We start from the raw sequence: 25,231 nt of genomic DNA, 5'->3' as shown, positions 1-25,231 counted from the left end.
TGATGTATCGATCAGGCCGCCGTGTGGCTCTTGCGCACGTCGTCGTCGGTCAGGATGCCGCTGGCGCGCAGCAGCGCGGCGAAGCGGCCGTTGCTCTGGCTGAGATCGTTGAAGGTGCCCATCTCCGCGACCTGACCGTGATCCATGAAGACGACGAGATCGGCCTCGCGGACCGTCGACAGGCGGTGCGCGATGATGAAGGTCGTGCGGCCCCGGCGCAGCGAGTCGATGGCCGTCTTCACGCGGGCTTCCGTCTCCACGTCGAGCGCGCTGGTCGCCTCGTCGAGCACGAGGATCGGTGCGTTCTTCAGGATGGCGCGGGCGATGGCGATGCGCTGGCGCTCGCCGCCCGAAAGCCGATTGCCGCGCTCGCCGACATGGGTCTCGTAGCCGTTCTGGCGCGAGACGATGAAGTCGTTCGCCGCCGCGGCTTCTGCCGCCGCCTCGATTTCCTCCTGGCTCGCGCCCTCGCGGCCGAGGCGGATATTGTCGGAGATCGAGCGGTTGAGCAGGCCCGCGTCCTGGAACACGGTGGCGATGGAGTGGCGCAGCGACCTGCGCGTCACCGTCCCTATATCCACGCCGTCGATGAAGATCTGGCCGGATTGCGGCTCGTAGACGCGCTGGAGCAGGTTGACGAGCGTCGTCTTGCCGGCGCCCGTCGGGCCGACGATAGCGACGGTCTGGCCGGCTTCCACCGTGAAGGAAACGTCGCGCACGCCCTGCGTGGCATTGGCGAAGTCGAAGCTGACATTGCGGTATTCGACCTTGCCCTTCACGTCGCCGAGCTCGCCCGCGCCGGTCGGTTCCTCGCGTTCCTTCACGGCGTCTTCCAGCGTGAAGAAGTCCTCCAGCTTGGCGCGCGCCTCGAAGATCTGCGTGGCGAAGGCCTTCATCTGGTCGAGGCGGCCGATGAGCAGGCCGGCGAAGCCGATGAAGGCGATGACGTCGCCGACGCGGATTTCGCCCCGCTGGACGAGCACCGTGCCGATGACGAGGATCGTCATCATCGAGATGGTCGAGGCGATGCGGTTGAGGGCGCTGGCGAGCGCCCACCAGTCGAGTACCGGGAACTGCGCGTTGATCAGCCGCTCGGCGAACTGCTTCAGTTCGCGCGTCTCCGCCTCGATGCGGTTGTAGCTGTGCACCACGGAGACGTTGCTGATCGAGTCCGACACATGGGAGAAGACGGTGTGGTAATGGTTCTCCACCGAGGCCTGTCCCTCGCGTGTGCGGTTCATCACCACCTTGCCGATGACGACATAGAGCGCGCCGAGCACCATCAGCACCAGCGACAGGCGGTAGTCCATCGAGAAGGCGGTCGGGATGAGCAGGGTGAGCGCCACGGCGGTGGCGAGATGCGTGCGCATGAATTCCAGCCACAGGCTGAACAGCGTCTCGCAGGCGCGCAGCAGCGTGTGCAGCGCGTTGGAGGTGCCGCGCTGGCTGTGCCAGGCGAGCGGCATGGAGATGATGCGGCCGAAGGCTTCCGTCAGGAGGCTGGCGCGGCGGCCATGGGCCAGCCGGTCGGCCTCACGCGCGACGAGCACATAGGCGACGGTGTTGAAGAGACCGAAGCCGGCCCACATCAGGAGGATCGGCGTGACGTCGCTCTTGGTGGAAATGGCATCGATGATGCGGCCGAACAGGATGGGTTCGGCAATGGTGATCACGGCAAGAACGATATTGGCGGCAACCACCAGCCCGACCCGGAGCTTGTAGATGCCAAGATAGCTGAGGGCCCTGGCATAGACCTGAAACAAAGACACGGAATGGAGCCTTTCCGGCAATAGCTGTTGTGCGGTGCAACGTTGGCACCTTCAGTCCCTTGGCTGAAGGTATTAACCAGCGGAAGCGGCAAAAGTTCTTCGCAGTCAAGCAAATTTGATAACGCGCCTGAAATCTTGCGTGATTGTGCAATTTCAGGTCAGCTATGCACGCAAAGCGATTGATTTTCACCTTCCGATCCTGCCAATTGTTCAGCGGGGATATCAGAGGGGCGCTTGGGCCGGTTGTCGGCCTGATTCAGCTTTATCAGTTGGTTATGCAAAGCTAGTCAAGCGCGGGGAATATGAAGATCAACTTGCTGGTGCAGTTCCTTGCACTGATCGACGAGTTGCGTGGTAGGGAGGAGACGACTGCCGAATTCGAGCGTCTCATTACACTCTACGGCTTCGAGTATTATTGGCTTAACCAGTCGCCGAGACCGGTGGAAAGCGTGCTGAGCCTGCTGCTGGCAGGACGCTGGCCGGAAGGCTGGCCGGAGACCTATCTGCGCAGAAGCTATATGCAGGTCGATCCGACCGTGCGCTATCTCGGCCATGCCCAGGTGGGTTTCCGCTGGCGCGACACGCTCGGCGCGTTCCGGGCCAGCCCGCATCGCAAGCGCATGGAGCGCATGATGGTCGATGCGCGGCAGAACGGGCTGGAGGATGGCTATCTGTTTCCGGTCCATGGTCGGCGCGGCCTTCTCGGCAGCCTCAGCATCGGCGGCAGGCCGGTGGAGCTGGAGACCGCGGAGATGGCGCTGTTCGACAGCATCGCCCGCCGGCTCTACTGGAAGCTCCTTCACGCAGCCGACCCGCAGGAGGCCGAGCGGCTTTCGGCGATCGTCGACGTCGAGTTGACGCGGCGCGAGATGGAGGCGCTGGCGCTGCTCGCCCAGGGCATGACCTCGCACGATATCGGGCGCGTCCTCGGCATCTCGAACCATACGGTCGACTGGTACATGAACGGCATCCAGGAAAAGCTCGGCGCCCGCAACCGGCACCACGCCATCGCCATCGCCTTCCGCCTGGGGCTGGTCTCGTAGCGGGGCGGTGCCGCATGAATCCGGCATAACCGTCTGTTTCTAAAAGATTTATCTATGGGGCAATGTCCCGGTCGCCGTCGGGATTATTTCCGGCGGCGCAAATCTTTTGTTCCATGGCGACGATAAAATTGCACTTTGGAAATTACCCGCTAATAATTCTCTTCGCGGGTGCAGCATTTCCCGCTCGAAGGTCCCCCATCCAGGTCATTGAGGAGTCCGACTTGCCCATTTCCAAGATTCTTGTCGCCAACCGTTCCGAAATCGCCATCCGCGTGTTCCGCGCGGCCAATGAACTCGGCTTGAAAACAGTTGCGATATGGGCGGAAGAGGACAAACTGGCGCTGCACCGCTTCAAGGCGGACGAGAGTTACCAGATCGGTCGCGGCCCGCATCTGACGCGCGATCTCGGTCCCATCGAGAGCTATCTTTCGATCGAGGAGGTGATCCGCGTCGCCAAGCTTTCCGGCGCGGATGCGATCCATCCCGGCTACGGCCTGCTTTCGGAGAGCCCGGAATTCGTCGATGCCTGCGATGCCGCCGGCATCATCTTCATCGGCCCGCGCCCGGCCACCATGCGCCAGCTCGGCAACAAGGTCGCCGCGCGCAATCTCGCCATCTCCGTCGGCGTGCCGGTCGTGCCCGCCACCGATCCGCTGCCGGATGACGAAGCGGAAATCCACCGTCTCGCCGCCGAGATCGGCTATCCCGTCATGCTCAAGGCCTCCTGGGGCGGCGGCGGTCGCGGCATGCGCGCCATCCGCGATGCCAAGGACCTGATCCGCGAGGTGACGGAAGCCAAGCGCGAGGCCAAGGCCGCCTTCGGCAAGGATGAGGTCTATCTCGAAAAGCTCGTCGAGCGCGCCCGCCACGTCGAAAGCCAGATCCTCGGCGATACGCATGGCAATGTCGTGCATCTCTTCGAGCGCGACTGCTCCATCCAGCGGCGTAACCAGAAGGTCGTCGAGCGTGCGCCCGCGCCTTACCTATCGGAAGCGCAGCGCCAGGAACTTGCCGACTATTCGCTGAAGATCGCCAAGGCGACCAGCTATGTCGGCGCCGGCACGGTCGAGTATCTGATGGATGTCGACAGCGGCAAGTTCTACTTCATCGAGGTGAATCCGCGCATCCAGGTCGAGCACACCGTCACGGAAGTCGTGACCGGCATCGATATCGTCAAGGCGCAGATCCACATCCTCGACGGCGAGGCCATCGGCACGCCGGAATCGGGCGTTCCCAAGCAGGCCGATATCCGCCTTAACGGTCATGCGCTCCAGTGCCGCATTACCACGGAAGACCCAGAACAGAACTTCATCCCGGACTATGGCCGCATCACTGGCTACCGCTCGGCGGCCGGCTTCGGCATCCGTCTCGATGGCGGCACGGCCTATACCGGGGCCTATATCACCCGCTATTACGACCCGCTGCTCGTCAAGGTCACGGCCTCGGGCAGCACGCCGGGGGAAGCCATCAACCGCATGGACCGTGCGCTGCGCGAATTCCGTATCCGCGGCGTCGCCACCAACCTCACCTTCCTCGAGGCGATCATCGGCCACGAGGCCTTCCGCGACAACAGCTACACGACCCGTTTCATCGATACGACGCCGGAACTGTTCCAGCAGGTCAAGCGCCAGGACCGCGCGACGAAGCTGCTCACCTACCTTGCCGACGTCACCGTCAACGGCCACCCGGAAGCCAAGGGCCGCCCGAAGCCGCCGGCAGACGTGGCCAAGCCCGTCGTGCCCTTCATCGGCGGAGATATCCCTGCCGGCACCAAGCAGAAGCTCGACGAACTCGGCCCGAAGAAATTCGGCGAATGGCTGCGCGCCGAACGCCGCGTGCTCCTCACCGACACGACCATGCGCGACGGCCACCAGTCGCTGCTGGCGACCCGCATGCGCACGCATGACATCGCCCGCGTCGCCGGCACCTATGCCCGGGCGCTGCCGCAGCTCTTCTCGTTGGAATGCTGGGGCGGCGCGACCTTCGACGTCTCCATGCGCTTCCTGACGGAAGACCCGTGGGAGCGTCTTGCCCGCATCCGCGAGGATGCGCCGAACCTGCTCTTGCAGATGCTGCTGCGCGGGGCGAACGGCGTCGGCTACAAGAACTATCCCGACAATGTCGTGAAGTATTTCGTCCGGCAGGCGGCGAAGGGCGGCATCGATGTCTTCCGCGTCTTCGATTGCCTCAACTGGGTCGACAACATGCGTGTCTCGATGGACGCCGTCGCCGAGGAGAACCGCATCTGCGAGGCGGCGATCTGCTATACCGGCGATATCCTGAATTCGGCCCGCCCGAAATACGACCTCAAATACTACACCGACCTCGCCGCCGAGCTGGAAAAGGCCGGCGCGCATATGATCGCGCTGAAGGATATGGCGGGCCTTCTGAAGCCCGCCGCCGCCCGCGTGCTGTTCAAGGCGCTGCGCGAGGCCACCGACCTGCCGATCCACTTCCACACGCATGACACGTCGGGCATCGCGGCCGCGACCGTGCTTGCCGCCGTCGATGCCGGCGTGGATGTGGTGGATGCGGCCATGGATGCCCTTTCGGGCAACACGTCCCAGCCTTGCCTCGGCTCCATCGTCGAGGCGCTGAAGGGATCGGAGCGCGATCCGGGTCTCGATCCCGAATGGATCCGTCGTATCTCCTTCTACTGGGAGGCCGTGCGCTTCCAGTATGCCGCCTTCGAAAGCGACCTCAAGGGGCCGGCTTCGGAAGTCTACCTGCATGAAATGCCGGGCGGCCAGTTCACCAATCTCAAGGAACAGGCCCGTTCGCTCGGGCTTGAGACCAAGTGGCACAAGGTCGCCCAGGCCTATGCCGACGCCAACCAGATGTTCGGCGATATCGTCAAGGTGACGCCGTCCTCCAAGGTGGTCGGCGATATGGCGCTGATGATGGTAAGCCAGGAACTGACCGTCGCCGACGTCGAGAATCCGGCTAAGGATGTGTCCTTCCCCGATTCCGTCGTCTCCATGTTGCGCGGCGATCTGGGCCAGCCTCCGGGCGGCTGGCCGGCCGGCCTGCAGAAGAAGGCGCTGAAGGGCGACGCGCCCTATACCGCCGTGCCCGGCTCGCTGCTGCCGGCGGCCGATCTCGATGCGGAGCGCAAAACCATCGAGGACAAGCTGGAGCGCAAGGTCGACGATTTCGAATTCGCCTCCTATCTCATGTATCCGAAGGTCTTTACCGACTATGCGCTGGCCGCCGACATGTACGGCCCCGTCAGCGTGCTGCCGACGCCCGCCTATTTCTACGGCCTTGCGCCGGGCGAGGAACTGCAGCCGGAAATCGAGCGCGGCAAGTCGCTCGTCATCCTGCATCAGGCGACCAGCGAGCCGGATGCGCAGGGCATGGTCAAGGTGTTCTTCGAACTGAACGGCCAGTCGCGCCTCATCAAGGTGCCGGACCGCAACCGCGCCGCCACCTCCGCCATCCGTCGCAAGGCCGACAACGGCAACGCCGCCCATCTCGGCGCGCCGATGCCGGGCGTCATCTCGACCGTCGCGGTCGCGGCCGGCCAGCCGGTCAAGGCCGGCGACGTGCTGCTCTCCATCGAGGCGATGAAGATGGAAACGGCGCTGCATGCCGAGAAGGACGGCATGATCTCGGAAGTGCTCGTCAGGGCCGGCGACCAGATCGACGCCAAGGACCTGCTGATCGTCTACGGCGCCTGAAGCGGCCCTCGATAAAGCCTCCATGACAGGGGATGGGTTAACCCCATCCCCTGTTTGCGCTTGCGCTCACGCAATTCCGGCCGCAAAACGCTGCGCACTTTACCGGAACCGTTCCAAGAAACGCAGGCTTCCATGAGCTTCGTCATCCGCACCGCCGCGCTCGGCGACATCGCCGCCTTCACCGAAATCTACCGCGAATCCGTGCTGAACGGCGTGGCGAGCTACGAGGTTGATCCGCCGACGCTCGACCAGATGGCGACGCGCTTCACGGCGATCACCGGCAAGGGCTATCCTTATATCGTCGCCGTCGAGCAGACCGGCCTCATCCTCGGCTATGCCTATGCCTCGGCCTTCCGCACGCGGCCGGCCTATCGCTGGCTCGTGGAGGATTCGGTCTATCTGGCGCCGGAGGCGCGCGGCAGGGGCATCGGCAAGGCATTGCTGGCCGAACTCATTCGCCGCTGCACGGATTGCGGCTTCCGCCAGATGGTGGCGGTGATCGGCGGGGCGCATCCCGCCTCCATCGCCGTGCACAGCGCGGCCGGCTTTGCGCATTCGGGCCGCATGAGTGCGACGGGCTTCAAGCACGGCCGCTGGCTCGACACGGTCTTCATGCAGCGCCCGCTCGGCGAGGGAGCCGAGACGGAACCCTCCGCGACGGATTTCCCGGGAACGATGGCATAAAAATGCCGGGGCTTTTGGCCCCGGCATCGTGTTTTCAGGCTTCAGGCCGCTCAGGCGGCGAGGTCGCGAAGAACGGTCTGCAGGATGCCGCCGTTGTTCATGTAGGTCACCTCGTCCAGCGTATCGATGCGGCAGAGGAGCGGAACGTCCTTCACCGTGCCGTCGGAGTAGGTGATCTTGGCGATCTTCTTCTCGCGCGGCTTGATATCGCCTTCCAGGCCCTCGATGGTGACGACTTCGTCGCCCTTGAGGTCGAGCGAGGCCCAGGTCGTGTCTTCCTCGAAGACGAAGGGCACGACGCCCATGCCGACGAGGTTGGAGCGGTGGATGCGCTCGAAGGACTGCGCCACCACGGCCTTGACGCCGAGGAGGTTGGTGCCCTTGGCCGCCCAGTCGCGCGAGGAGCCGTTGCCGTATTCGACGCCGGCGAAGATGACGAGCGGAACGCCCTCGGCCTTGTACTTCATGGCCGCGTCGTAAATCGACATCTCTTCCTTGGTCGGATAGTGGATCGTGTAGCCACCTTCCTTACCGTTCGGGCCGAGCATGTGGTTGCGGATGCGGATATTGGCGAAGGTGCCGCGCATCATGACTTCATGGTTGCCGCGGCGCGTGCCGTACTGGTTGAAGTCCGCCACCGCGACGCCGTTATCCGTAAGATACGCGCCGGCCGGCGAGGCCGCCTTGATCGAACCGGCCGGAGAGATGTGGTCGGTCGTGATCTTGTCGCCGAAGAGACCGAGGACGCGCGCGCCTTCGATGTTCTTCAGGCCCGAGCCGGTCTTGCCCATGCCCACGAAGTAGGGCGGGTTCTGCACATAGGTCGACTTGTCGTCCCAGGCATAGGTCTGGCCTTCCGGCACCTGCACGGCCTGCCAGTTCTCGTCGCCCTTGAAGACGTCGGCATATTTCGTGGCATAGAGCTCACGCGTGACGTACTTCATGATGAACTCCTGGATCTCCCTGGAGGAGGGCCAGATGTCCTTGAGGTAGACCGGATTGCCGTTCTGGTCTTCGCCGATCGGCTCCTTGGTCAGGTCCTTCTGGACCGTACCGGCAAGGGCGTAGGCGACGACGAGCGGCGGGGAGGCGAGGTAGTTTGCCTGCACGTCCGGCGAGATGCGGCCTTCGAAGTTGCGGTTGCCCGAGAGGACGCCCGCAGCGATCAGGCCCTTGTCGTTGATCGTCTTGGAGATCGGCGCCGGCAGCGGGCCGGAATTGCCGATGCAGGTCGTGCAGCCGAAGCCGACGAGGTTGAAGCCGAGCTTGTCGAGGTCCGCCTGCAGGCCCGACTTGGCGAGGTATTCGCCGACGACCTGCGATCCGGGCGCCAGCGACGTCTTGACCCACGGCTTCGTCTTCAGGCCCCTGGCGACCGCATTGCGGGCGAGAAGGCCGGCGGCAATGAGGACCGACGGGTTGGACGTGTTGGTGCAGGACGTGATGGCGGCGATGGCGACGTCGCCGTGGCCGATATCGTAATCCGTGCCTTCGACGGCATAGCGGTTCGAAAGCTGGCCGGGCTTCTTGCAGTCGTTTTCAAGGGCCGTCGCGAAGTTCGGCGCAATGTTTTCCAGCGGGATGCGGCCTTCCGGGCGCTTCGGGCCGGCCATGGCCGGAACGACGTCGCCGAGGTCGAGTTCGAGCGTGTCGGTGAAGACGAGGTCGGAGCCGTCGCCGTCACGCCACATGCCCTGCGCCTTCGAATAGGCTTCGACGAGGGCGATGCGCTGCTCTTCGCGGCCGGACATGGTGAGGTAGTTGACGGTCTCGCCGTCGACCGGGAAGAAGCCGCAGGTCGCGCCGTATTCCGGGCCCATATTGCCGATCGTTGCGCGGTCGGCGAGCGTCATGTTGTCGAGGCCGGGGCCGAAGAATTCGACAAACTTGGAGACGACGCCCTTCTTGCGCAGCATCTGCACGACCATCAGCACGAGGTCGGTCGCCGTAACGCCTTCCTTGAGCTTGCCGGTCAGCTTGAAGCCGATGACCTCGGGCAGCAGCATGGAGACCGGTTGGCCGAGCATGGCGGCTTCCGCCTCGATGCCGCCCACGCCCCAGCCGAGAACGCCGAGGCCGTTGATCATGGTCGTGTGGCTGTCCGTGCCGACACAGGTATCCGGGTAGGCGACGATCTCGCCGTCTTCTTCCTTGGTCCAAACCGTCTGGCCCAGATATTCCAGATTGACCTGGTGACAGATGCCGGTGCCCGGGGGAACGACGCGGAAGTTCTGGAACGCCTGCTGGCCCCACTTGAGGAAGCGGTAGCGCTCGCCGTTGCGCTGGTATTCCAGCTCGACGTTGCGGGCAAAGGCGGTCGGCGTGCCGAATTCGTCGACGATGACCGAGTGGTCGATGACGAGGTCGACGGGAACGAGCGGGTTGATCTTCTCCGGGTCGCCGCCGAGCGAGACCATCGCGTCGCGCATGGCCGCAAGGTCGACCACGGCGGGAACGCCGGTGAAGTCCTGCATCAGCACGCGCGCCGGGCGATAGGCGATCTCGTTCTCGACCGTGCCCTTGTTCGTCAGCCAGTCGACGACGGAAAGGATCTGCTCCTTGGTGACCGAGCGGCCGTCCTCGAAGCGCAGCAGGTTCTCAAGAAGCACCTTCATCGAGTAGGGGAGCTTCGAGACGCCGGCAAGGCCGTTCGCCTCGGCCTTGGGAAGGCTGTAATACACATAGTCGGTGCCGTTTACCGTAAGGGTCGAACGACAATTGAAACTGTCTAGGGATTTGGACACTTTATACCCCGTCTCGTCTGGCGCCAGAAAGCTGACGTACGAACGCCCGTGCGCGTCAAGCGCGAATGGGATGCGGGTGCGGCCATTTCCGCTGTCCGTACGCGGAAATCATTCCCGTGTTCGGCGCTTGGATGAAATTCACGCCGACCGCTGGCGTGTTGCGGGCGTTATAGATAATTTCTAAGAAACGATCCAGAGCGCCGAAGGGCAAATCGGGACAATTTTTTTGCGTTGCGACCAAGGTCGTAAAGGGAAAGTGAAAAGCCATGCGGCTCGTCGTCGAGGGATTGAGCGCCAAGCGCGGCGAAGACCTGATTTTCCAAGATATTTCCTTTGAAATCGCCAGCGGCGAGGCGCTTGTCGTCAAGGGTGCGAACGGTTCGGGAAAGTCGACGCTGCTGCGTGTTCTGGCGGGCCTTCTGCCGGCCCATTCGGGAGCGGCAAAACTTCTTGCTGCAGCGCAACCGGTCGAGCGTGTCAGCGAGGCCGCGCATTATCTCGGCCACCGCAACGCGATGAAGCGGGAGCTGACCGTCGAGGAGAATCTGTCCTTCTGGCAGTCCTTCCTCGGCGACTTTGCCGGCGGGGCGGGCCTGTCGGTCGTCGAGGCGGTCGAGGCGGTTGGTCTCGGCGGTATCGCGCACCTTCCCTTCGGCTATCTCTCCGCCGGCCAGCAGCGCCGCATGGCCATGGCCAAGCTTCTCGTTTCCTGGCGTCCGGTCTGGATTCTCGACGAGCCGACGGCCGCGCTCGATGCGGCCGCTGAAACCATGTTCGCCGGCCTTGTCATGGCCCACCTTTCACGCGGCGGCATTGCGATAGCTGCGACGCACCAGCCGCTTGGGCTGGAAGGGGTGAAGGAGTTGCACATGAAGGGCTTTGCCGGGATCATGGAGGATGTCTGGTGATCGCTCTCCTCCTCCGCGACGTGAAACTCTCCGTGCGCGCCGGTGGCGGCGCATTGGTGGGCGTGCTGTTCTTCATGACGGTCGTCGCCGTCATTCCCTTCGGCGTCGGGCCGGACCTCAATCTTCTCTCCCGCATCGGCCCCGCCATCCTCTGGATCGGCGCGCTGCTCGCCTCCCTCCTCGGCCTCGACCGGCTGTTCCAGGCCGAGCGCGAGGACGGCTCGCTCGATCTTCTCCTGATGCAGGAAACGCCGCTGGTGCTGACGGTCTTCGTCAAATGCATCGCGCACTGGATTGCGACCGGCCTGCCGCTCGTCGTCGCCGCGCCGCTGCTCGGCCTCTTCATGAACATGGACGAGACCGCCATCGGCGCGACGACGCTGACGCTCTTGGCCGGCACGCCCGCCATCACCTTCATCGGTGCGGTGGGCGCGGCGGTGGCGGTGGCGCTGCCGCGCGGCGGGTTGCTCGTCTCCATCCTCGTGCTGCCGCTCGCCATTCCCGTGCTGATCTTCGGGGTGAGCGCGGTCTATGCGGCGATCCAGGACCCGGCCCCGTTCCTGCCGCCCTTCCTCATCCTCGTCGCGCTCAATCTCGCCTTCGCCGTCATCGGCCCGGTCGCGGCGGCGGCGGCGCTTCGGCTTTCGAGCGACTGACGCGGCAAATTGACAGGAAAGTGATTGCGGCAGATCAATTGAAGCCCGGCCCCTTCCGCGTTAAAGAACCATCATGAGCGAACCGAGCCTTGCCATCCGCAAATTCAGCGATCTCGCCAACCCGACGCGGTTCCTGGCGCTGGTCGCCATGATCTGGCCGTGGCTTGCGGGGCTGACGCTCTGTCTGTTCGCCGCAGGTCTCTACCTTTCCTTCACGACGACGGGCGACTACCAGCAGGGCGAGACGGTGCGCATCATGTATGTGCATGTGCCGGCCGCCTGGCTTTCCATGATGTGCTATTCGGTCATGGCGCTCTCGGCGCTCGGCACGCTCGTCTGGCGCCATCCGCTCGCCGATGTCTCGGCCAAGGCCGCCGCGCCCATCGGCGCCTGCTTCACCCTCGTCGCACTCATCACCGGCTCGCTCTGGGGCAAGCCCATGTGGGGGACCTGGTGGGTGTGGGATGCGCGGCTTACCTCCGTCTTCGTGCTGTTCCTGATGTATCTCGGCCTCATCGCGCTCGGCCGCGCCATGGACGACCCGACGCGCGCCGCCAAGGTCAGCGCCGTCCTGATCCTCGTCGGCTTCGTCAACATCCCGATCATCAAATTCTCGGTCGAGTGGTGGAACACGCTGCACCAGCCGGCGAGCGTCATCCGTATGGACGGCCCGACCATAGATCCTGAATTCCTCTGGCCGCTCATCGTGATGGCCGTCGCCTTCACCCTGCTTTTCTTCACGCTGCATATCCTTGCCATGCGCAACGAGATCCTGCGCCGCCGCATCGCCGTGCTGCGCCGCCATGCGGCCCGCGCCGCCGGCCGCACGGGAGGCGCCGCATGAGCCACGCCTTCTACGTCGCGGTGTCCTATATCGCCGCCTTCGCCGTCACGCTCGGCCTCGTCGTCTGGGTGTGGCTCGATCACCGCGCCCGCCACCGCGAGATCGAACAGCTCGAAGCCGCCGGCATCCGCCGCCGTTCGGCGCGCAGCGAGGCCAGTCAATGAGCGAGAGCGAGACGAATGCCGAAGGTGCGGGCAAGCGCACGCGCCTGATCCTCGCCGCGCTGCCGCTGGCGATCTTTCTCGGTCTGGCGCTGATCTTCTGGACGCAGCTCAATTCCGGCCGCGACATTTCCGAAATCCCCTCGGCCCTCATCGGCACCAAGGCGCCCTTCCGCGATCTCGAGCCGCTCGCCGGCGCGACGAGGGACGGCGCGCCGGTGCCGGCGCTGACGGCGCAAGCCGTCAAGGGCAAGCTGACGCTCGTCAATTTCTGGGCGTCCTGGTGCGTGCCCTGCCGGCAGGAGCACCCGGTCATCCTGGCGCTGTCCAAGGACCCGCGCCTTACGGTGGTCGGCGTCAACTACAAGGACGGCAGCGAGAATGCGCTGCGTTTCCTCGGCGAACTCGGCAATCCTTTCTTCGCCATCGGCCTCGATCCCGTCGGCAAGATGGCGATCGACTGGGGCGTTTACGGTATCCCGGAATCCTATCTCGTCGGGCCCGACGGAACGATCCTCTACAAGCGGGTCGGCCCCTTCGATGACAAGAGCCTGAAGGACGGCCTCTATCCGGCCATCGAAAAGGCGCTTGGGACGCCCGCTGCGGCCGGCTGACCCTCCATTTCCGTATAAAACTGTTTCCGTCGCGGCCTCTTGCGTGCCGAGGCGCGCGGGATTATGCCTTTTTCCGCTCTAACGGGGTGCTCGCAGGTTTCGACCTGCCGGCTGAGAGGCTTTTGCCAACCCGAAGAACCTGATCCGGCTCGTACCGGCGGAGGGATTAGACGGCTCAATCCAGCGCCCTATTCCCGTTTGTGACCAGACAAGGAGGCGCTGATGCGCACGGCATTTCTTTCTTCCATCGCGGCGCTTGCCGTATCCCTCGCGTCCTCGGCCTTCGCCGCGGAAAAGACGCTGACCGTCTACACCTATGAGAGCTTCGTTTCCGAATGGGGACCGGGGCCGAAGGTCAAGGAAGAATTCGAAAAGACCTGCGGCTGCAAGGTCGAATGGGTTGGTGTCGCCGATGGCGTGGAACTCCTGACCCGCCTCAAGCTGGAGGGCGAGGGCACCAAGGCCGACGTGGTGCTCGGCCTCGATACAAACCTGATCTCGGAAGCCAAGGCGACCGGCCTCTTCGAGCCGCACGGCCTGAAGCCGGAAGGTCTTGCCGTTCCGGGCGGTTTTTCCGACGATACGTTCCTGCCCTATGACTACGGCCATTTCGCCGTCGTCTACGACACCGAGGCGCTGAAGACCCCGCCGACAAGCCTCAAGGAACTGGTCGAGGGCGATCCGTCGCAGAAGATCGTCATCGAGGATCCGCGCACCTCGACGCCCGGCCTCGGCCTGCTGCTCTGGGTGAAGTCCGTCTATGGTGACAAGTCGGCGGAAGCCTGGGCCAAGCTCAAGGACCGCGTCCTGACCGTCACCCCCGGCTGGTCGGAAGCCTATGGCCTGTTCACCAAGGGCGAGGCGCCGATGGTGCTCTCCTACACGACCTCGCCGGCCTATCACGTCATCGCGGAGAATACCGAGCGCTACAAGGCGGCCGCCTTCTCCGAGGGGCACTACATCCAGATCGAGGTCGCCGGCCTGACGCGCACCTCCCATGACAAGGACCTCGCCCGCCAGTTCCTTACCTTCATGACGGGGCCGGATTTCCAGTCGATCATCCCGGAAACCAACTGGATGATGCCTGCCGCCAAGACGCGCGATCCGCTGCCGGCCGCCTTCGACGCGCTGGTGAAGCCGGAAAAGACCTTCCTGATGTCGTCGGATGAGGTGGCGGCGAACCGTAAGGTCTGGATCGACGAATGGCTCGGCGCGATGAGCGCCAAGTAAGCAAGCAGGACGTAACATGCTTTTCGCCCGCGCCGAACGACAGACGCTCGATATTGCCGGGGGCCTTGCCCTCGGCGGCGTGCTGCTCTTCGTCGGCGCGGCGACTGCGGTGCTGCTTGCCCATGCGGGCGGCAGCGGCGCGCCGCTGTTCGATGCCTATATCGGCCGCGTGGCGCGGTTCACGCTGGTGCAGGCGGCGCTTTCGACGCTGCTTTCCATCGTGCTCGCCATTCCCGTCGCCCGGGCGCTCGCCCGGCAGCGGACCTTTCCCGGCCGCGTCTGGATCGTCAGGCTCTCCGTCGTGCCGCTCGGCCTGCCGGCGCTGGTCGCCGCGCTCGGCGTCGTCGAGATCTGGGGGCGGCAGGGCGTCGTCAACGATCTGCTGCGCCTTGCCGGATTGCAGAACCCCGTCAGCGTCTATGGGCTTGCCGGCATCCTTATCGCCCATGTCTTCTTCAACCTGCCGCTCGCCGCTCGCTTCATGCTCGCCGCGCTCGACCGCATCCCGCCGGAATACTGGCTGTCCTCGGCCAATCTCGGCATGGGTTCGGGGGCGGTCTTCCGGCTCATCGAATGGCCGGTCATCCGCCGCGTGCTGCCCGGCATCGCCGGCCTCGTCTTCATGCTCTGCGCGACGAGCTTCACCATTGTCCTGACGCTCGGCGGCGGGCCGGCGGCGACCACCATCGAGGTTGCGATCTATCAGGCGCTGCGCTTCGATTTCGATCCCCAGCGCGCCGTGCTGCTCGCCTTCCTGCAGATCGCGGTGACGGCGGCGCTGCTCTGGCTTATCTCGCTCTTCGGCCGCCCGCCGGAAGAGGGCATGACGGCCGGCCGCGCCATCCGCCGTTTCGACGGCCGCAGGCGGCGCGTATCGGATGGCCTCGTCATCCTTCTCTTCGCGCTCTTCACCGCCGCGCCGTTGGTCGCCACCCTGATCTCCGGCCTTGCCGCCGACTTCGGCAAGCTGGCGGCCGATGCGCAGCTCCATCGGGCGCTTGCCACGAGCCTCGCCATCTCGCTCGCCTCCGCAACGCTCAGCCTTACCATCGCGCTGCCCGTCGTGCTGGTGCCGCGCCTTGCCGAAAGTGGCGATAGCGGGGTCACGACGCGGCTGATGGGCCGTGCGCTGCCGGCGGTCGGCTCGCTGATCCTGCTCGTGCCGCCGGTGGTCGTTGCCACCGGCTGGTTCCTGATGCTGCGCAGTTTCGGCGAGACGGGCCGATTCGCGCCCTTCGTCGTCACGGTCCTCAACGCTTTGATGGCGCTGCCCTTCGTCACCCGGGTGCTGGAGCCGGCCTATCGAACGCATCTCTCCCGCACCGCGCGCCTTGCGCTCAGCCTTGGCGTCACTGGCTGGCGGCGTTTCCTGCGCATCGACTGGCCGGCGCTGAAAAAGCCCTTCCTTACGGCCTTCGCCTTCGCCATGGCGCTATCGCTCGGCGATCTCGGGGCCGTCGCCATCTTCGGTGCGGATGGTTTCGTTACGCTGCCCTGGCTGCTGTATTCCCGCATGGCGAGCTATCGCACGGCCGATGCCGCGGGCATCGCGCTGATCCTGGGCGTGCTGTGCCTCCTCCTGACGCTGCCTTCGACCACGACCGACCGCCAAATCGAAAGACCCGGCTCCGATGCCTGATCCCGCCATTTTCCTTGCCGACGTCACCGTGCGCTTTGCGGAAAAGCGCCTTGCGTTCGATTGCGCCATTCCCGCCGGCGCAGCCGTTGCCGTCGCCGGTCCCTCGGGTGCCGGCAAGTCGACGCTCTTCAATGTCATTGCGGGCTTCGAAAGGCCGGCGAGCGGCAGGGTCACGCTGTTCGGCGAGGACATGGCCGGCCGCGACCCGGCGGAACGGCCGGTCTCCGTCGTCTTCCAGGACAACAACCTCTTCGCCCACCTTTCCGTCGCCGACAATATCGGCCTCGGCATCGATCCGGGCCTGAAGCTCGATGCGGCGGGCCGGCAGGCCGTCGAGGCCGCGCTCGCCCGTGTCGGCCTTGCCGGTTACGGCAAGCGCCTGCCGGGTTCGCTGTCCGGCGGCGAGCGGCAGCGCGTGGCGCTTGCCCGCGCGCTGGTGCGCCGCCGGCCGATCCTGCTGCTCGACGAACCCTTCGCCGCGCTCGATCCGGCCATGCGGGCGGATATGGCGCGGCTGATCGCCGAACTTCACGCCGAGACGAAGAGCACGCTCCTCTTCATCACCCATCAGCCGGAGGATATCGGCCGGCTTGCGGAGCGGGTGCTGTTCCTCGAGGCCGGTGCGGTGCTCCTCGATACGTCGGCGGAGGATTTCCTTGCGCGCCTCGATCCACCCGCCGTTGCAAAATTCCTCGGCCATTCCGGCATTTAGCGACGGGAGTGGTGATTTGACCGGGCTGGATGCCACAATTTGGTCGCCCCCCTGTGTCACCGGAGCCACAGGAAAACCGTTTGTCGAATGGGGAGTTGCCGGCCGGGTATGGCGCGTCTATCTCATCCGTTCGAAGGCGCGAAGATGCGCGTTCGCGCCGCACCCCAAGGCTGTGGCACGAATGCGAACCCATTGAGGGGCTTGGGCGAAAGACATGGCGAAAGCGACGCAGGAAGCTGCAACGGTATCCGGACGCGGGGTCGCACGGCCTGTCGTGGCCCTGCTGCTTGCCGGCACGCTGCTGGCCGGCTGCCAGTCGCTCATCGAGCAGAGCTATGAGCCGACCATCTCGCCCTCTTCCAATCCGCAGATCGTCGACGAGGTGCAGAAGAATGATCCGCGCGCCCAGATGGGCGCGCGCGAGCATCCGCGCATCGTGGCGAGCTATGGCGGCGAATACAAGGATGCCAAGACCGAGCGCCTCGTCGCACGCATCATCGGCGCGCTGACGGCCGTTTCGGAAAACCCGAACCAGTCCTACCGCATCACCATCCTCAATTCGCCGGCCATCAACGCCTTCGCGCTGCCGGGCGGCTATCTCTATGTCACGCGCGGCCTGCTGGCGCTTGCCAACGACGCCTCGGAAGTTGCGGCCGTGCTGTCGCACGAAATGGCGCATGTCACCGCCAATCACGGCATCGAGCGGCAGAAGAAGGAAGAGGCCGAGGTCATCGCCAGCCGCGTCGTCGCCGAGGTGCTGTCCAGCAACATCGCCGGCAAGCAGGCGCTGGCGCGCGGCAAGCTGCGCCTTGCCGCCTTCTCACGCAATCAGGAGCTTCAGGCCGACGTGATCGGTGTGCGCATGCTGGGCGAAGCGGGCTACGACCCCTATGCCGCCGCGCGCTTCCTCGATTCCATGGCCGGCTATGCACGCTTCACGGCGGTCGATCCGGAAGCGGACCAGAGCCTCGACTTCCTGTCGAGCCACCCGAACGCGCCGCAGCGCGTGGAGCTTGCGCGCATGCATGCGCGGGCTTTCGGCGCGGAAGGCTCGATCGGCGACCGTGGACGCGACTACTATCTCGCCGGCATCGACGGCCTGCTCTACGGCGATGCGCCGGAAGAGGGCTATGTGCGCGGCCAGACCTTCCTGCACGGCAAGCTCGGCATCCGCTTCGACGTGCCGGCCGGCTTCCAGATCGACAACAAGGCCGATGCCGTGCTGGCGACCGGCCCCGGCGATGTCGCGATCCGTTTCGACGGCGTGGCCGACAGCCGTGGGCAGGACCTCGTCAACTACATTTCCAGCGGCTGGGTGACGGGCCTCAAGCCCGAGACGATCCGGCCGATCACCATCAACGGCCTGCAGGCGGCAACCGCCCGGGCCGCTGCGGACCGTTGGGAATTCGATGTCACCGTCGTGCGCATCGACAACCAGATCTATCGCTTCCTGACGGCGGTGCCGGCGGGGTCCAAGGCGCTGGAGCCGACGGCGGAGATCCTCAAGGGTTCGTTCCGCAAGCTGACGCCGGCCGAGGTGGCCGAGCTGAAGCCGCTGCGCGTGCGCGTCGTCACCGCCCGCCCGGGCGATACCGTCGCTTCGCTCGCCGGCCGCATGATGGGCACCGACCGCAAGCTCGACCTCTTCCGCCTGATCAACGCCATGACGCCGACCAGCACGGTCAAGCCGGGCGAGAAATTCAAGATCATCGGCGAGTGACGGCGGCGCACGCCGCCAAAATCTTTCCCTTTCCGCACGACATGCGCTAAGGGCTTCAACCATGATCACGCCGGCTTCCACAGACCAGACCTTCGTCGTCCTTCTCGGCGGCACGCTTGCCGCGACGCCGCGTCTGCGCGCGGACGTGGCCGGCGCCCGGGTCGTGGCGGCGGATGGCGGGATGCGCCATGCGGCCGGCCTCGGTGTTGCGCCGGAACTGTGGGTCGGCGATTTCGATTCCACGCCGCCGGAGCTTCTGGCCGCCTGGCCCCAAATCGAGCGCCAGCCCTATCCCGCCGCCAAGAACGAGACCGATGGGGCGCTTGCCGTCTCCGTCGCCACCGAACGGGGCGCGCGGCGGATCGTGCTTGCCGGCGCGCTCGGCGGGGAGCGCAGCGACCATGCGCTGATGCATCTCATCCATGCCGTCTCGCTGGAAGAGCAGGGCTTTGCGATCAAGCTGACCTCCGGCGAGGAGGAGGCCTGGCCGCTTCTGCCCGGCACGCGGGAAATCGACCTGCCGCAGGGCAGCCTCTTCTCCATTCTCGGCCTTTCGCCGCTGAGCGGCCTTTCCATCGGCAATGTGCGTTATCCGCTCACGGATTTCGCGCTGCCCTTCGGTTCGTCCCGCACCATTTCCAATGTCGCGGAAGGCCCGATCCGCCTTTCGCTCGCCTCCGGCCGCGCAATCCTCATCGCCCGGCCCTATGACCTTTCAGGAGCCTGACCCTTGGCACCGCCTATCCTCAAACTCGACGATATCTTCCTCAGCTTCGGCGGCACGCCGCTGCTTGCCGGCGCAAGCCTGCAGGTGGAGCCGGGCGACCGCATCTGCCTCGTCGGCCGCAACGGCTCGGGCAAGTCGACGCTGATGAAGATCGCCGCCGGCCTTGCCGAGGCGCAGTCGGGCGAGGTCTTCCGCCACCCTTCCGCGACCATCCGCTACCTGCACCAGGCCCCCGATTTCGACGGCTACGACACCGTCGCCGCCTATGCCGAGGCGGGCCTCGGGCCGAGCGACGATCCCTACCGCGTCACCTATCTGCTCGAACATCTCGGCCTTTCCGGTAACGAGGACCCCAAGTCGCTGTCGGGCGGCGAGGCGCGCCGGGCGGCGCTTGCCCGCGTCATGGCGCCGGAGCCGGATATCCTGCTGCTCGACGAGCCGACCAACCATCTCGACCTGCCGACCATCGAATGGCTGGAAGGCGAGCTGCAATCGACCCGCTCGGCCCTCGTCGTCATCTCGCACGACCGCCGCTTCCTCGAAAAGGTCTCCAACGCCACCGTCTGGCTCGATCGCGGCCAGTCGCGCCGTCTCAATCGCGGCTTTGCCCATTTCGAGGCCTGGCGCGACGAGGTGCTGGAGGCCGAGGAGCTGGAGCAGCACAAGCTCGGCAAGGCCATCGAGCGCGAGGAGCACTGGCTGCGCTACGGCGTGACGGCCCGCCGCAAGCGCAATATGCGCCGCCTCGGTGCGCTGCACGACCTGCGCGCCCGCTATCGCGGCCACAAGGGTCCGCAGGGCAGCGTGCAGGCCAGCGCCTCCGACGCGCAGGAATCCGGCAAGCTGGTCATCGAGGCGGAAAAGATCGCCAAGAGCTACGGCGAACGCACCATCGTCGCCCCCTTCTCGATCCGCGTGCATCGCGGCGACTGCATCGGTCTCGTCGGCCCGAACGGCGCGGGCAAGACGACGCTCCTGAAGATGCTGACCGGCCAGCTCGAACCCGACAGCGGCACGGTGAAACTCGGCACGAACCTTGAGATCGCCACGCTCGATCAGCGCCGCGAGGACCTCAATCTCGACGACACGCTCGCCCACTACCTCACCGACGGGCGCGGCGAGACGCTGCTGGTCAACGGCGAGCAACGCCACGTCACCGGCTACATGAAGGAATTCCTCTTCCAGCCGGAACAGTCCCGCACGCCGATCCGCAACCTTTCCGGCGGCGAGCGCGCCCGGCTGATGCTGGCGCGCATCCTCTCGCGCCCGACGAACCTGCTCATCCTCGACGAGCCGACCAACGACCTCGACATCGAGACGCTGGACCTCCTCCAGGAGATCGTCGCGGGCTTTGCCGGCACGGTGCTGCTCGTCAGCCACGACCGCGATTTCCTCGACCGCACCGTCACCTCCACCATCGCGCCCGCCGACCCGGAAAGCCCGGATGGGCGCTGGATCGAATATGCCGGCGGCTATACGGACATGATGGCCCAGCGTCGCGGCGCGATCGAGGAGAAGCGCAAGGCGGAGAAGGCCGAGAAGGCCAAGGCCGCCGACACTTCCGCCGCCGTCGCCGCGGACAGCAAGGGCAAGTCGAAACTCTCCTACAAGCAGAAATTCGCCCTCGAGAACCTGCCGAAGGAGATGGAGAAGGCGGAAAAGGAAATCGCCGCCCGCGAGGCGAAGATGGCCGATCCGAACCTCTTCGCCAAGGACCCGGCCACCTTCAACAAGCTCGCCGCGGAAATGGAGAAACTGCGCGACGGCCTGACGAAGATGGAAGAGGAATGGCTGGAGCTGGAAATGCTGCGGGAAGAGCTGGAGGGCTGAAAAGCCGCCGCGTCGGCCGCCCCTGGAGGGAAAATCTCACTCCATCGTGACTTCCTGTTGAAGCGGCGAGGGCGTATGACCGCTTGAAAGGCTGGCATTGCCGGCGCGCCACTGGAAATGACCATGCCGAAACCGACCCTCTTGCATTGTCTGGCGATCGCGCTGACGCTCGGAGCCGGCGCCGTGCATGCGCAGGAAATAACGAAGCCCAGGGGCGTCGTCGAACTCTTCACCAGCCAGGGCTGCTCTTCCTGTCCGCCGGCCGACAAGGCGCTGGAGACGCTGGCGCGCGAAGGCGAGGTCGTCGCCCTCGCCTATCATGTCGATTACTGGAACTATCTCGGCTGGGCGGACACGCTTGCCTCCAAGGACAATACCGACCGGCAATATGCCTATGCCCGCATGTTCGGCCGCAACGGCGTCTATACGCCCCAGGTCGTGCTGAACGGCCGCGAGCACATCAACGGCGCGGACCTTGCCGGCATCCGCAACCGCATCGCCGCGATGCCGCAGGAGGGCAAGGGGCTGGAAGTGCCGGTCGATGTCGCGGTGAAGAACGACGAGCTGCGCATCCATGTCGGGCCGGGCGAGGGCAAGGCCAATATCGTGATCGCCTATTTCGAGCAGCAGCGCACGATCAATATCGACGAGGGCGAGAACCGCGGCAAGACCGTCAACTACTGGCATGCTGTGACCGACATGGAGACGATCGGCATGTGGGAGGGCAAGGAAACCAATCTGGTGCTTCCCGCCGACATGCTGAAGAAGAAAAAGAAGGCCGGCGGCTGCGCCGTGCTGATCCAGCGCATGCAGAGCGCCGATACGCCCGGCGCCATTCTCGGCGCAACGGTGCTGACGGGCGAGCACGCCTCCCGCTGACGGCCTCCCCGATGGGGGAGGTCCGGTCCGGCTTCCTCGAGGGGCTGGGGCTTGAGGGTTCGAAGAGGCACGGACCGGACCGTAACGAAGCTGCCGGCAACGGAATTTCAGGGCAGCCTCGAGCGACGCACGCTCCACCGAACCGGCTTCCCGCACAAGGCGGCGGGCCGGCGCGAGCGGCGACGGGCGGACTTTCCCCTTAAATTTGGGCGTCTGTTTGTCTGAAATGCGGCGAGAGGAATTTTTGCCAAAACGCAAGTCCGTGGCATCCGCCTTGCATTTCGGTGCCGGTCAGGCACACTGTCACCGTGCCGTCATGGACGAGGTGCCGAGATTCGATGACCGACCAGCCGGATTTTCAGACGCCCGACGTCGTGGTCGACCTTCGGGAATACAGGAGCAGCAAGGACCCGCTGCCCGTGACCTTCCACCGCCGGGAACTCGACGCCATCCTCTGGGTCTATGGCCGCATGGTCGGCGAGGGGGAATGGCGCGACTACGCCATCGACCATATGCGCGACAAGGCGGTGTTCTCCGTCTTCAAGCGTTCCGGCGAAATGCCGCTCTACCGTATCGAGAAGAACCCCAAGCTCGCCGCCAAGCAGGGCGCCTACAGCGTGCTCAACACCCATGGCATGATCCTGAAGCGCGGCCATGAGCTGAGCCAGGTGCTGAAGGTCTTCGACAAGGTGCTGCGTCTGGTCGAGACCTGAGCGCGGCGCCGCGCGCCGGATTGATTCGTGCGCGCAGAGGCAGTATCTATGGACTTCGTGGTGATTTGGCCGGCCGGCTTGCAGCCACGTTAAACAAGTCGCTAAAGGGCCGCGCGAGGAAGAGCCTTACGTGGACCGGTTGCGACGTCGTTGCGGCCGGTTTTGTTTTGGATCGAGTTGAAAGATGCCCATCAAGATTCCCGATACGCTCCCCGCCTTCGAGACCCTCGTCAACGAGGGTGTCCGGGTGATGACCGAAACGATGGCGATCCGGCAGGACATCCGCCCGCTGCAGATCGGGCTGCTCAACCTCATGCCGAACAAGATCAAGACGGAAGTGCAGATGGCGCGCCTCGTCGGCGCCTCGCCGCTGCAGGTCGAGCTGTCGCTGGTGCGCGTCGGCGGCCACCGCGCCAAGAACACGTCGGAAGATCACCTGCTCGCCTTCTACGATACGTGGGAAGAGGTGAAGCACCGCAAGTTCGACGGCTTCATCATCACCGGCGCGCCGGTGGAAACCCTCGACTACGAGGACGTCACCTACTGGGACGAGATGAAGCAGATTCTCGACTGGACCGAGACCAATGTCCATTCGACGCTGAACGTCTGCTGGGGCGCGATGGCGGCGATCTATCATTTCCATGGCGTGCCGAAGCACACGCTGGAAGAAAAGGCCTTCGGCGTCTACCGGCACCACAACAGGAAGCCCTCGTCGGTCTATCTCAACGGCTTTTCCGACAATTTCGAGGTTCCCGTCTCGCGCTGGACGGAAATCCGCATCGAGGACATCCGCAACGTGGCGGAACTCGACATCCTGCTCGATTCCGACGAAACGGGTGTCTGCCTCGTGCAGGAGACGGCCGGCAACCGGCTCTACATCTTCAACCATGTGGAATACGATTCGACCTCGCTCGCCGACGAGTATTTCCGCGATGTCTCGGCCGGCGTGCCGATCAAGCTGCCGAAGAACTATTTCCCGCACAACGATCCGTCGCTGCCGCCGCAGAACCGCTGGCGGGGCCATGCGCATCTGCTCTTCGGCAACTGGATCAACGAAATCTACCAGACCACGCCCTACGACCTTCAGAAAATCGGAACGGGAGCCTGAGCCATGAGCCGCGTCGTCATTCGCCCCCTGCACAAGGATGATGAAGGCGAGTGGCGGCGCCTTTGGACCGCCTATCTCGCCTTCTACGAGACGGTCCTGCCGGAAGACGTCTTCGCCAGCACCTTCGCCCGGCTGACGGGCGCGGCGGCCGAAGGCGAGTATCGCGGCCTTCTGGCGACGCTCGACGGCCGGCCGGTCGGGCTTGCCCACTATCTCTTCCACCGCTCCTGCTGGACCGTCGACAATATCTGCTACCTGCAGGACCTTTTCGCCGATCCGGATGTGCGCGGCAGCGGCATCGGCCGCGCGCTGATCGAAGGCGTCTATGCCAGGGCGAAGGAGGCGGGCGCGCCGGAAGTCTACTGGATGACGCAGGATTTCAACGCCACCGCCCGCCGGCTCTACGACCGCATCGCCGACAAGACGCCCTTCATCGTCTATCAGAAGAATTTCTGAGGCACGCCAGAAAAAGTATGACTTTTTGATTGCGGGCGCGGGCAAATAGCGGCAGGTTGCCCGCACGATTGGGCCGGATGCGGAGGAAACGGGCGGTGCATGCAGGAAACGAGATCTTCGGCCATCTGGAAAGCGGCGAGCCGGTCGAGCGCATCAGGCTGACCGGCGGCGGGCTGACCGCCCATGTGCTGACCTGGGGGTCTGTCATCCAGGACCTGCGGCTTGCCGGCCACGACGCCCCGCTCGTTCTGGGTTACGAAGACCTGCCGTCCTATCTCGCCCACTCCCCCTATTTCGGCGCGACGCCCGGCCGCTGCGCCAACCGTATCGCCGGCGGCCGCTTCGCCATCGATGGCGTCGCCTATCAGCTCGAACGCAACGAGCGCGGCGTCACGCATCTGCATGGGGGCAGCGACGGCATGGGCCGGCAGAACTGGCGCATTGCGGATCAGGGCGGCGATTTCGTCACGCTGGCCGTCACCGATCCTGCCGGCCGCGCCGGCTATCCCGGCACTGCCGCCCTTACCTGCACCTACCGCCTTGCCGGCGACGGCGTGCTCTCGGTCGTTTACGAGGCGACGGCGGATGCCCCGACGCCCGTCAATCTCTGCCAGCACAGCTATTTCAACCTTGACGGTAGCGCCGACGCCTTCGGTCATGAAATCCGCCTTGCCGCCGATCACTACCTGCCCGTCGACGACAAGCTCATTCCGACCGGCGAGGTCCGCTCCGTAGCGGGCACGCCCTTCGACCTTCGGGACTGGACGCCGCTTCGCCGGCAGACGGAGGCGGGCGGCATCGCCTTCGACCATAATTTCTGCCTCTCGCCGGAGCGGCGGGCGAAGCGTTCCGTGGGCGCCGTGCGTAGCCCGGCATCGGGCGTTTCGCTGGAAGTTCTGACCACCGAACCGGGCGTGCAGCTCTATACCGGCGGCTATGTGAATTCGCCCGTTCCCGGCCTCGACGGCCGGCGCTACGGCCCCTTCGCGGGTTTCTGCCTGGAAACGCAGATCTGGCCGGATGCCGTCAACCACGACCATTTCCCCAAGGCGGTGCTGCGCCCCGGCGAGACGCTGCGGCAGGAAACGGACTACGCCTTCCGCAAGGATTGACC

At 65.0% G+C, this 25,231-nt stretch carries 21 protein-coding genes and 2 riboswitches; of the genes, 19 read left to right on the top strand and 2 right to left on the bottom strand.

Going from position 1 to position 25,231, the window contains the following annotated elements; genetic code table 11:
- Positions 1 to 11: 11 nt before the first annotated feature.
- Positions 12 to 1,769, bottom strand: coding sequence for a glucan ABC transporter ATP-binding protein/ permease (locus MOE34_RS19065; RefSeq protein WP_160787654.1), 1,758 nt, complete (start codon positions 1,767 to 1,769; stop codon positions 12 to 14).
- Positions 1,770 to 2,071: 302 nt separating this feature from the next.
- On the opposite strand from MOE34_RS19065, the gene MOE34_RS19060 reads away from it, so the two are divergent.
- From MOE34_RS19060 to MOE34_RS19050, 3 genes are all read left to right on the top strand, one after another.
- Positions 2,072 to 2,812: a helix-turn-helix transcriptional regulator gene (locus tag MOE34_RS19060; protein WP_160787655.1), complete on the top strand. Its 741-nt coding sequence runs from the start codon at positions 2,072 to 2,074 to the stop codon at positions 2,810 to 2,812.
- A gap of 221 nt (positions 2,813 to 3,033) precedes the next feature.
- Positions 3,034 to 6,492, top strand: a complete 3,459-nt coding sequence (gene pyc, locus MOE34_RS19055) for a pyruvate carboxylase (RefSeq protein ID WP_160787656.1) — start codon at positions 3,034 to 3,036, stop codon at positions 6,490 to 6,492.
- A 132-nt stretch (positions 6,493 to 6,624) separates the two neighbouring features.
- Positions 6,625 to 7,176 carry a GNAT family N-acetyltransferase gene (locus tag MOE34_RS19050; RefSeq protein WP_160787657.1) on the top strand — a complete coding sequence of 184 codons (552 nt, stop codon included), beginning with the start codon at positions 6,625 to 6,627 and terminating at the stop codon, positions 7,174 to 7,176.
- A 50-nt stretch (positions 7,177 to 7,226) separates the two neighbouring features.
- Here MOE34_RS19050 and acnA read toward each other — a convergent pair whose 3' ends face one another.
- Positions 7,227 to 9,920: an aconitate hydratase AcnA gene (gene acnA, locus MOE34_RS19045; protein ID WP_242218960.1), complete on the bottom strand. Its 2,694-nt coding sequence runs from the start codon at positions 9,918 to 9,920 to the stop codon at positions 7,227 to 7,229.
- Positions 9,921 to 10,186: 266 nt separating this feature from the next.
- Here acnA and ccmA point away from each other — a divergent pair, with 266 nt between their 5' ends.
- From ccmA to MOE34_RS18965, 16 genes are all read left to right on the top strand, one after another.
- Positions 10,187 to 10,828, top strand: coding sequence for a heme ABC exporter ATP-binding protein CcmA (gene ccmA / locus MOE34_RS19040; RefSeq protein WP_160787659.1), 642 nt, complete (start codon positions 10,187 to 10,189; stop codon positions 10,826 to 10,828).
- Complete coding sequence (gene ccmB, locus MOE34_RS19035) at positions 10,825 to 11,484, top strand: heme exporter protein CcmB (RefSeq protein ID WP_160787660.1); 660 nt, start codon at positions 10,825 to 10,827, stop codon at positions 11,482 to 11,484. The genes ccmA and ccmB overlap by 4 nt, the downstream gene beginning before the upstream one ends.
- Before the next feature lie 73 nt (positions 11,485 to 11,557).
- A complete protein-coding gene (locus tag MOE34_RS19030) occupies positions 11,558 to 12,328 on the top strand; it encodes a heme ABC transporter permease (protein ID WP_160787661.1) in 771 nt (256 codons plus the stop codon).
- A complete protein-coding gene (ccmD, locus tag MOE34_RS19025) occupies positions 12,325 to 12,492 on the top strand; it encodes a heme exporter protein CcmD (protein WP_160787662.1) in 168 nt (55 codons plus the stop codon). The genes MOE34_RS19030 and ccmD overlap by 4 nt, the downstream gene beginning before the upstream one ends.
- Complete coding sequence (locus MOE34_RS19020) at positions 12,489 to 13,103, top strand: DsbE family thiol:disulfide interchange protein (protein WP_160787663.1); 615 nt, start codon at positions 12,489 to 12,491, stop codon at positions 13,101 to 13,103. The genes ccmD and MOE34_RS19020 overlap by 4 nt, the downstream gene beginning before the upstream one ends.
- Before the next feature lie 72 nt (positions 13,104 to 13,175).
- Positions 13,176 to 13,286: riboswitch (TPP riboswitch) on the top strand.
- A 39-nt stretch (positions 13,287 to 13,325) separates the two neighbouring features.
- Positions 13,326 to 14,333, top strand: a complete 1,008-nt coding sequence (thiB, locus tag MOE34_RS19015) for a thiamine ABC transporter substrate binding subunit (protein WP_160787664.1) — start codon at positions 13,326 to 13,328, stop codon at positions 14,331 to 14,333.
- Between the two features lie 16 nt (positions 14,334 to 14,349).
- Entirely contained in the window at positions 14,350 to 15,972 is a 1,623-nt protein-coding gene (gene thiP, locus MOE34_RS19010) for a thiamine/thiamine pyrophosphate ABC transporter permease (RefSeq protein WP_160787665.1), read from the top strand.
- A complete protein-coding gene (gene thiQ / locus MOE34_RS19005; RefSeq protein ID WP_160787666.1) occupies positions 15,965 to 16,684 on the top strand; it encodes a thiamine ABC transporter ATP-binding protein in 720 nt (239 codons plus the stop codon). Before thiP ends, thiQ begins: the two co-directional genes overlap by 8 nt.
- Before the next feature lie 214 nt (positions 16,685 to 16,898).
- The gene (locus MOE34_RS19000) at positions 16,899 to 18,404 is read left to right on the top strand and encodes a M48 family metalloprotease (protein WP_160787667.1); all 1,506 of its coding nucleotides are present in this window, start codon (positions 16,899 to 16,901) and stop codon (positions 18,402 to 18,404) included.
- Positions 18,405 to 18,465: 61 nt separating this feature from the next.
- Positions 18,466 to 19,131, top strand: a complete 666-nt coding sequence (locus MOE34_RS18995; RefSeq protein ID WP_160787668.1) for a thiamine diphosphokinase — start codon at positions 18,466 to 18,468, stop codon at positions 19,129 to 19,131.
- 3 nt (positions 19,132 to 19,134) lie between these two features.
- Complete coding sequence (locus tag MOE34_RS18990; protein WP_160787669.1) at positions 19,135 to 20,961, top strand: ABC-F family ATP-binding cassette domain-containing protein; 1,827 nt, start codon at positions 19,135 to 19,137, stop codon at positions 20,959 to 20,961.
- A 117-nt stretch (positions 20,962 to 21,078) separates the two neighbouring features.
- Positions 21,079 to 21,840, top strand: coding sequence for a DUF1223 domain-containing protein (locus MOE34_RS18985; protein ID WP_160787670.1), 762 nt, complete (start codon positions 21,079 to 21,081; stop codon positions 21,838 to 21,840).
- Positions 21,841 to 22,178: 338 nt separating this feature from the next.
- Positions 22,179 to 22,553, top strand: coding sequence for a DUF2794 domain-containing protein (locus tag MOE34_RS18980; protein ID WP_160787671.1), 375 nt, complete (start codon positions 22,179 to 22,181; stop codon positions 22,551 to 22,553).
- A gap of 47 nt (positions 22,554 to 22,600) precedes the next feature.
- Positions 22,601 to 22,678, top strand: a riboswitch (SAM riboswitch).
- Between the two features lie 59 nt (positions 22,679 to 22,737).
- Complete coding sequence (metA, locus tag MOE34_RS18975; protein ID WP_160787672.1) at positions 22,738 to 23,661, top strand: homoserine O-acetyltransferase MetA; 924 nt, start codon at positions 22,738 to 22,740, stop codon at positions 23,659 to 23,661.
- 3 nt (positions 23,662 to 23,664) lie between these two features.
- The gene (locus tag MOE34_RS18970) at positions 23,665 to 24,117 is read left to right on the top strand and encodes a GNAT family N-acetyltransferase (protein WP_160787673.1); all 453 of its coding nucleotides are present in this window, start codon (positions 23,665 to 23,667) and stop codon (positions 24,115 to 24,117) included.
- A gap of 77 nt (positions 24,118 to 24,194) precedes the next feature.
- A complete protein-coding gene (locus MOE34_RS18965) occupies positions 24,195 to 25,229 on the top strand; it encodes an aldose epimerase family protein (protein WP_160787674.1) in 1,035 nt (344 codons plus the stop codon).
- Positions 25,230 to 25,231: the final 2 nt, after the last annotated feature.

Origin of the sequence: Shinella zoogloeoides (genome assembly GCF_022682305.1) — a bacterium.
GTDB classification, from domain to species: domain Bacteria; phylum Pseudomonadota; class Alphaproteobacteria; order Rhizobiales; family Rhizobiaceae; genus Shinella; species Shinella zoogloeoides_B.
This window is presented reverse-complemented; position numbering and strand designations above follow the sequence as displayed.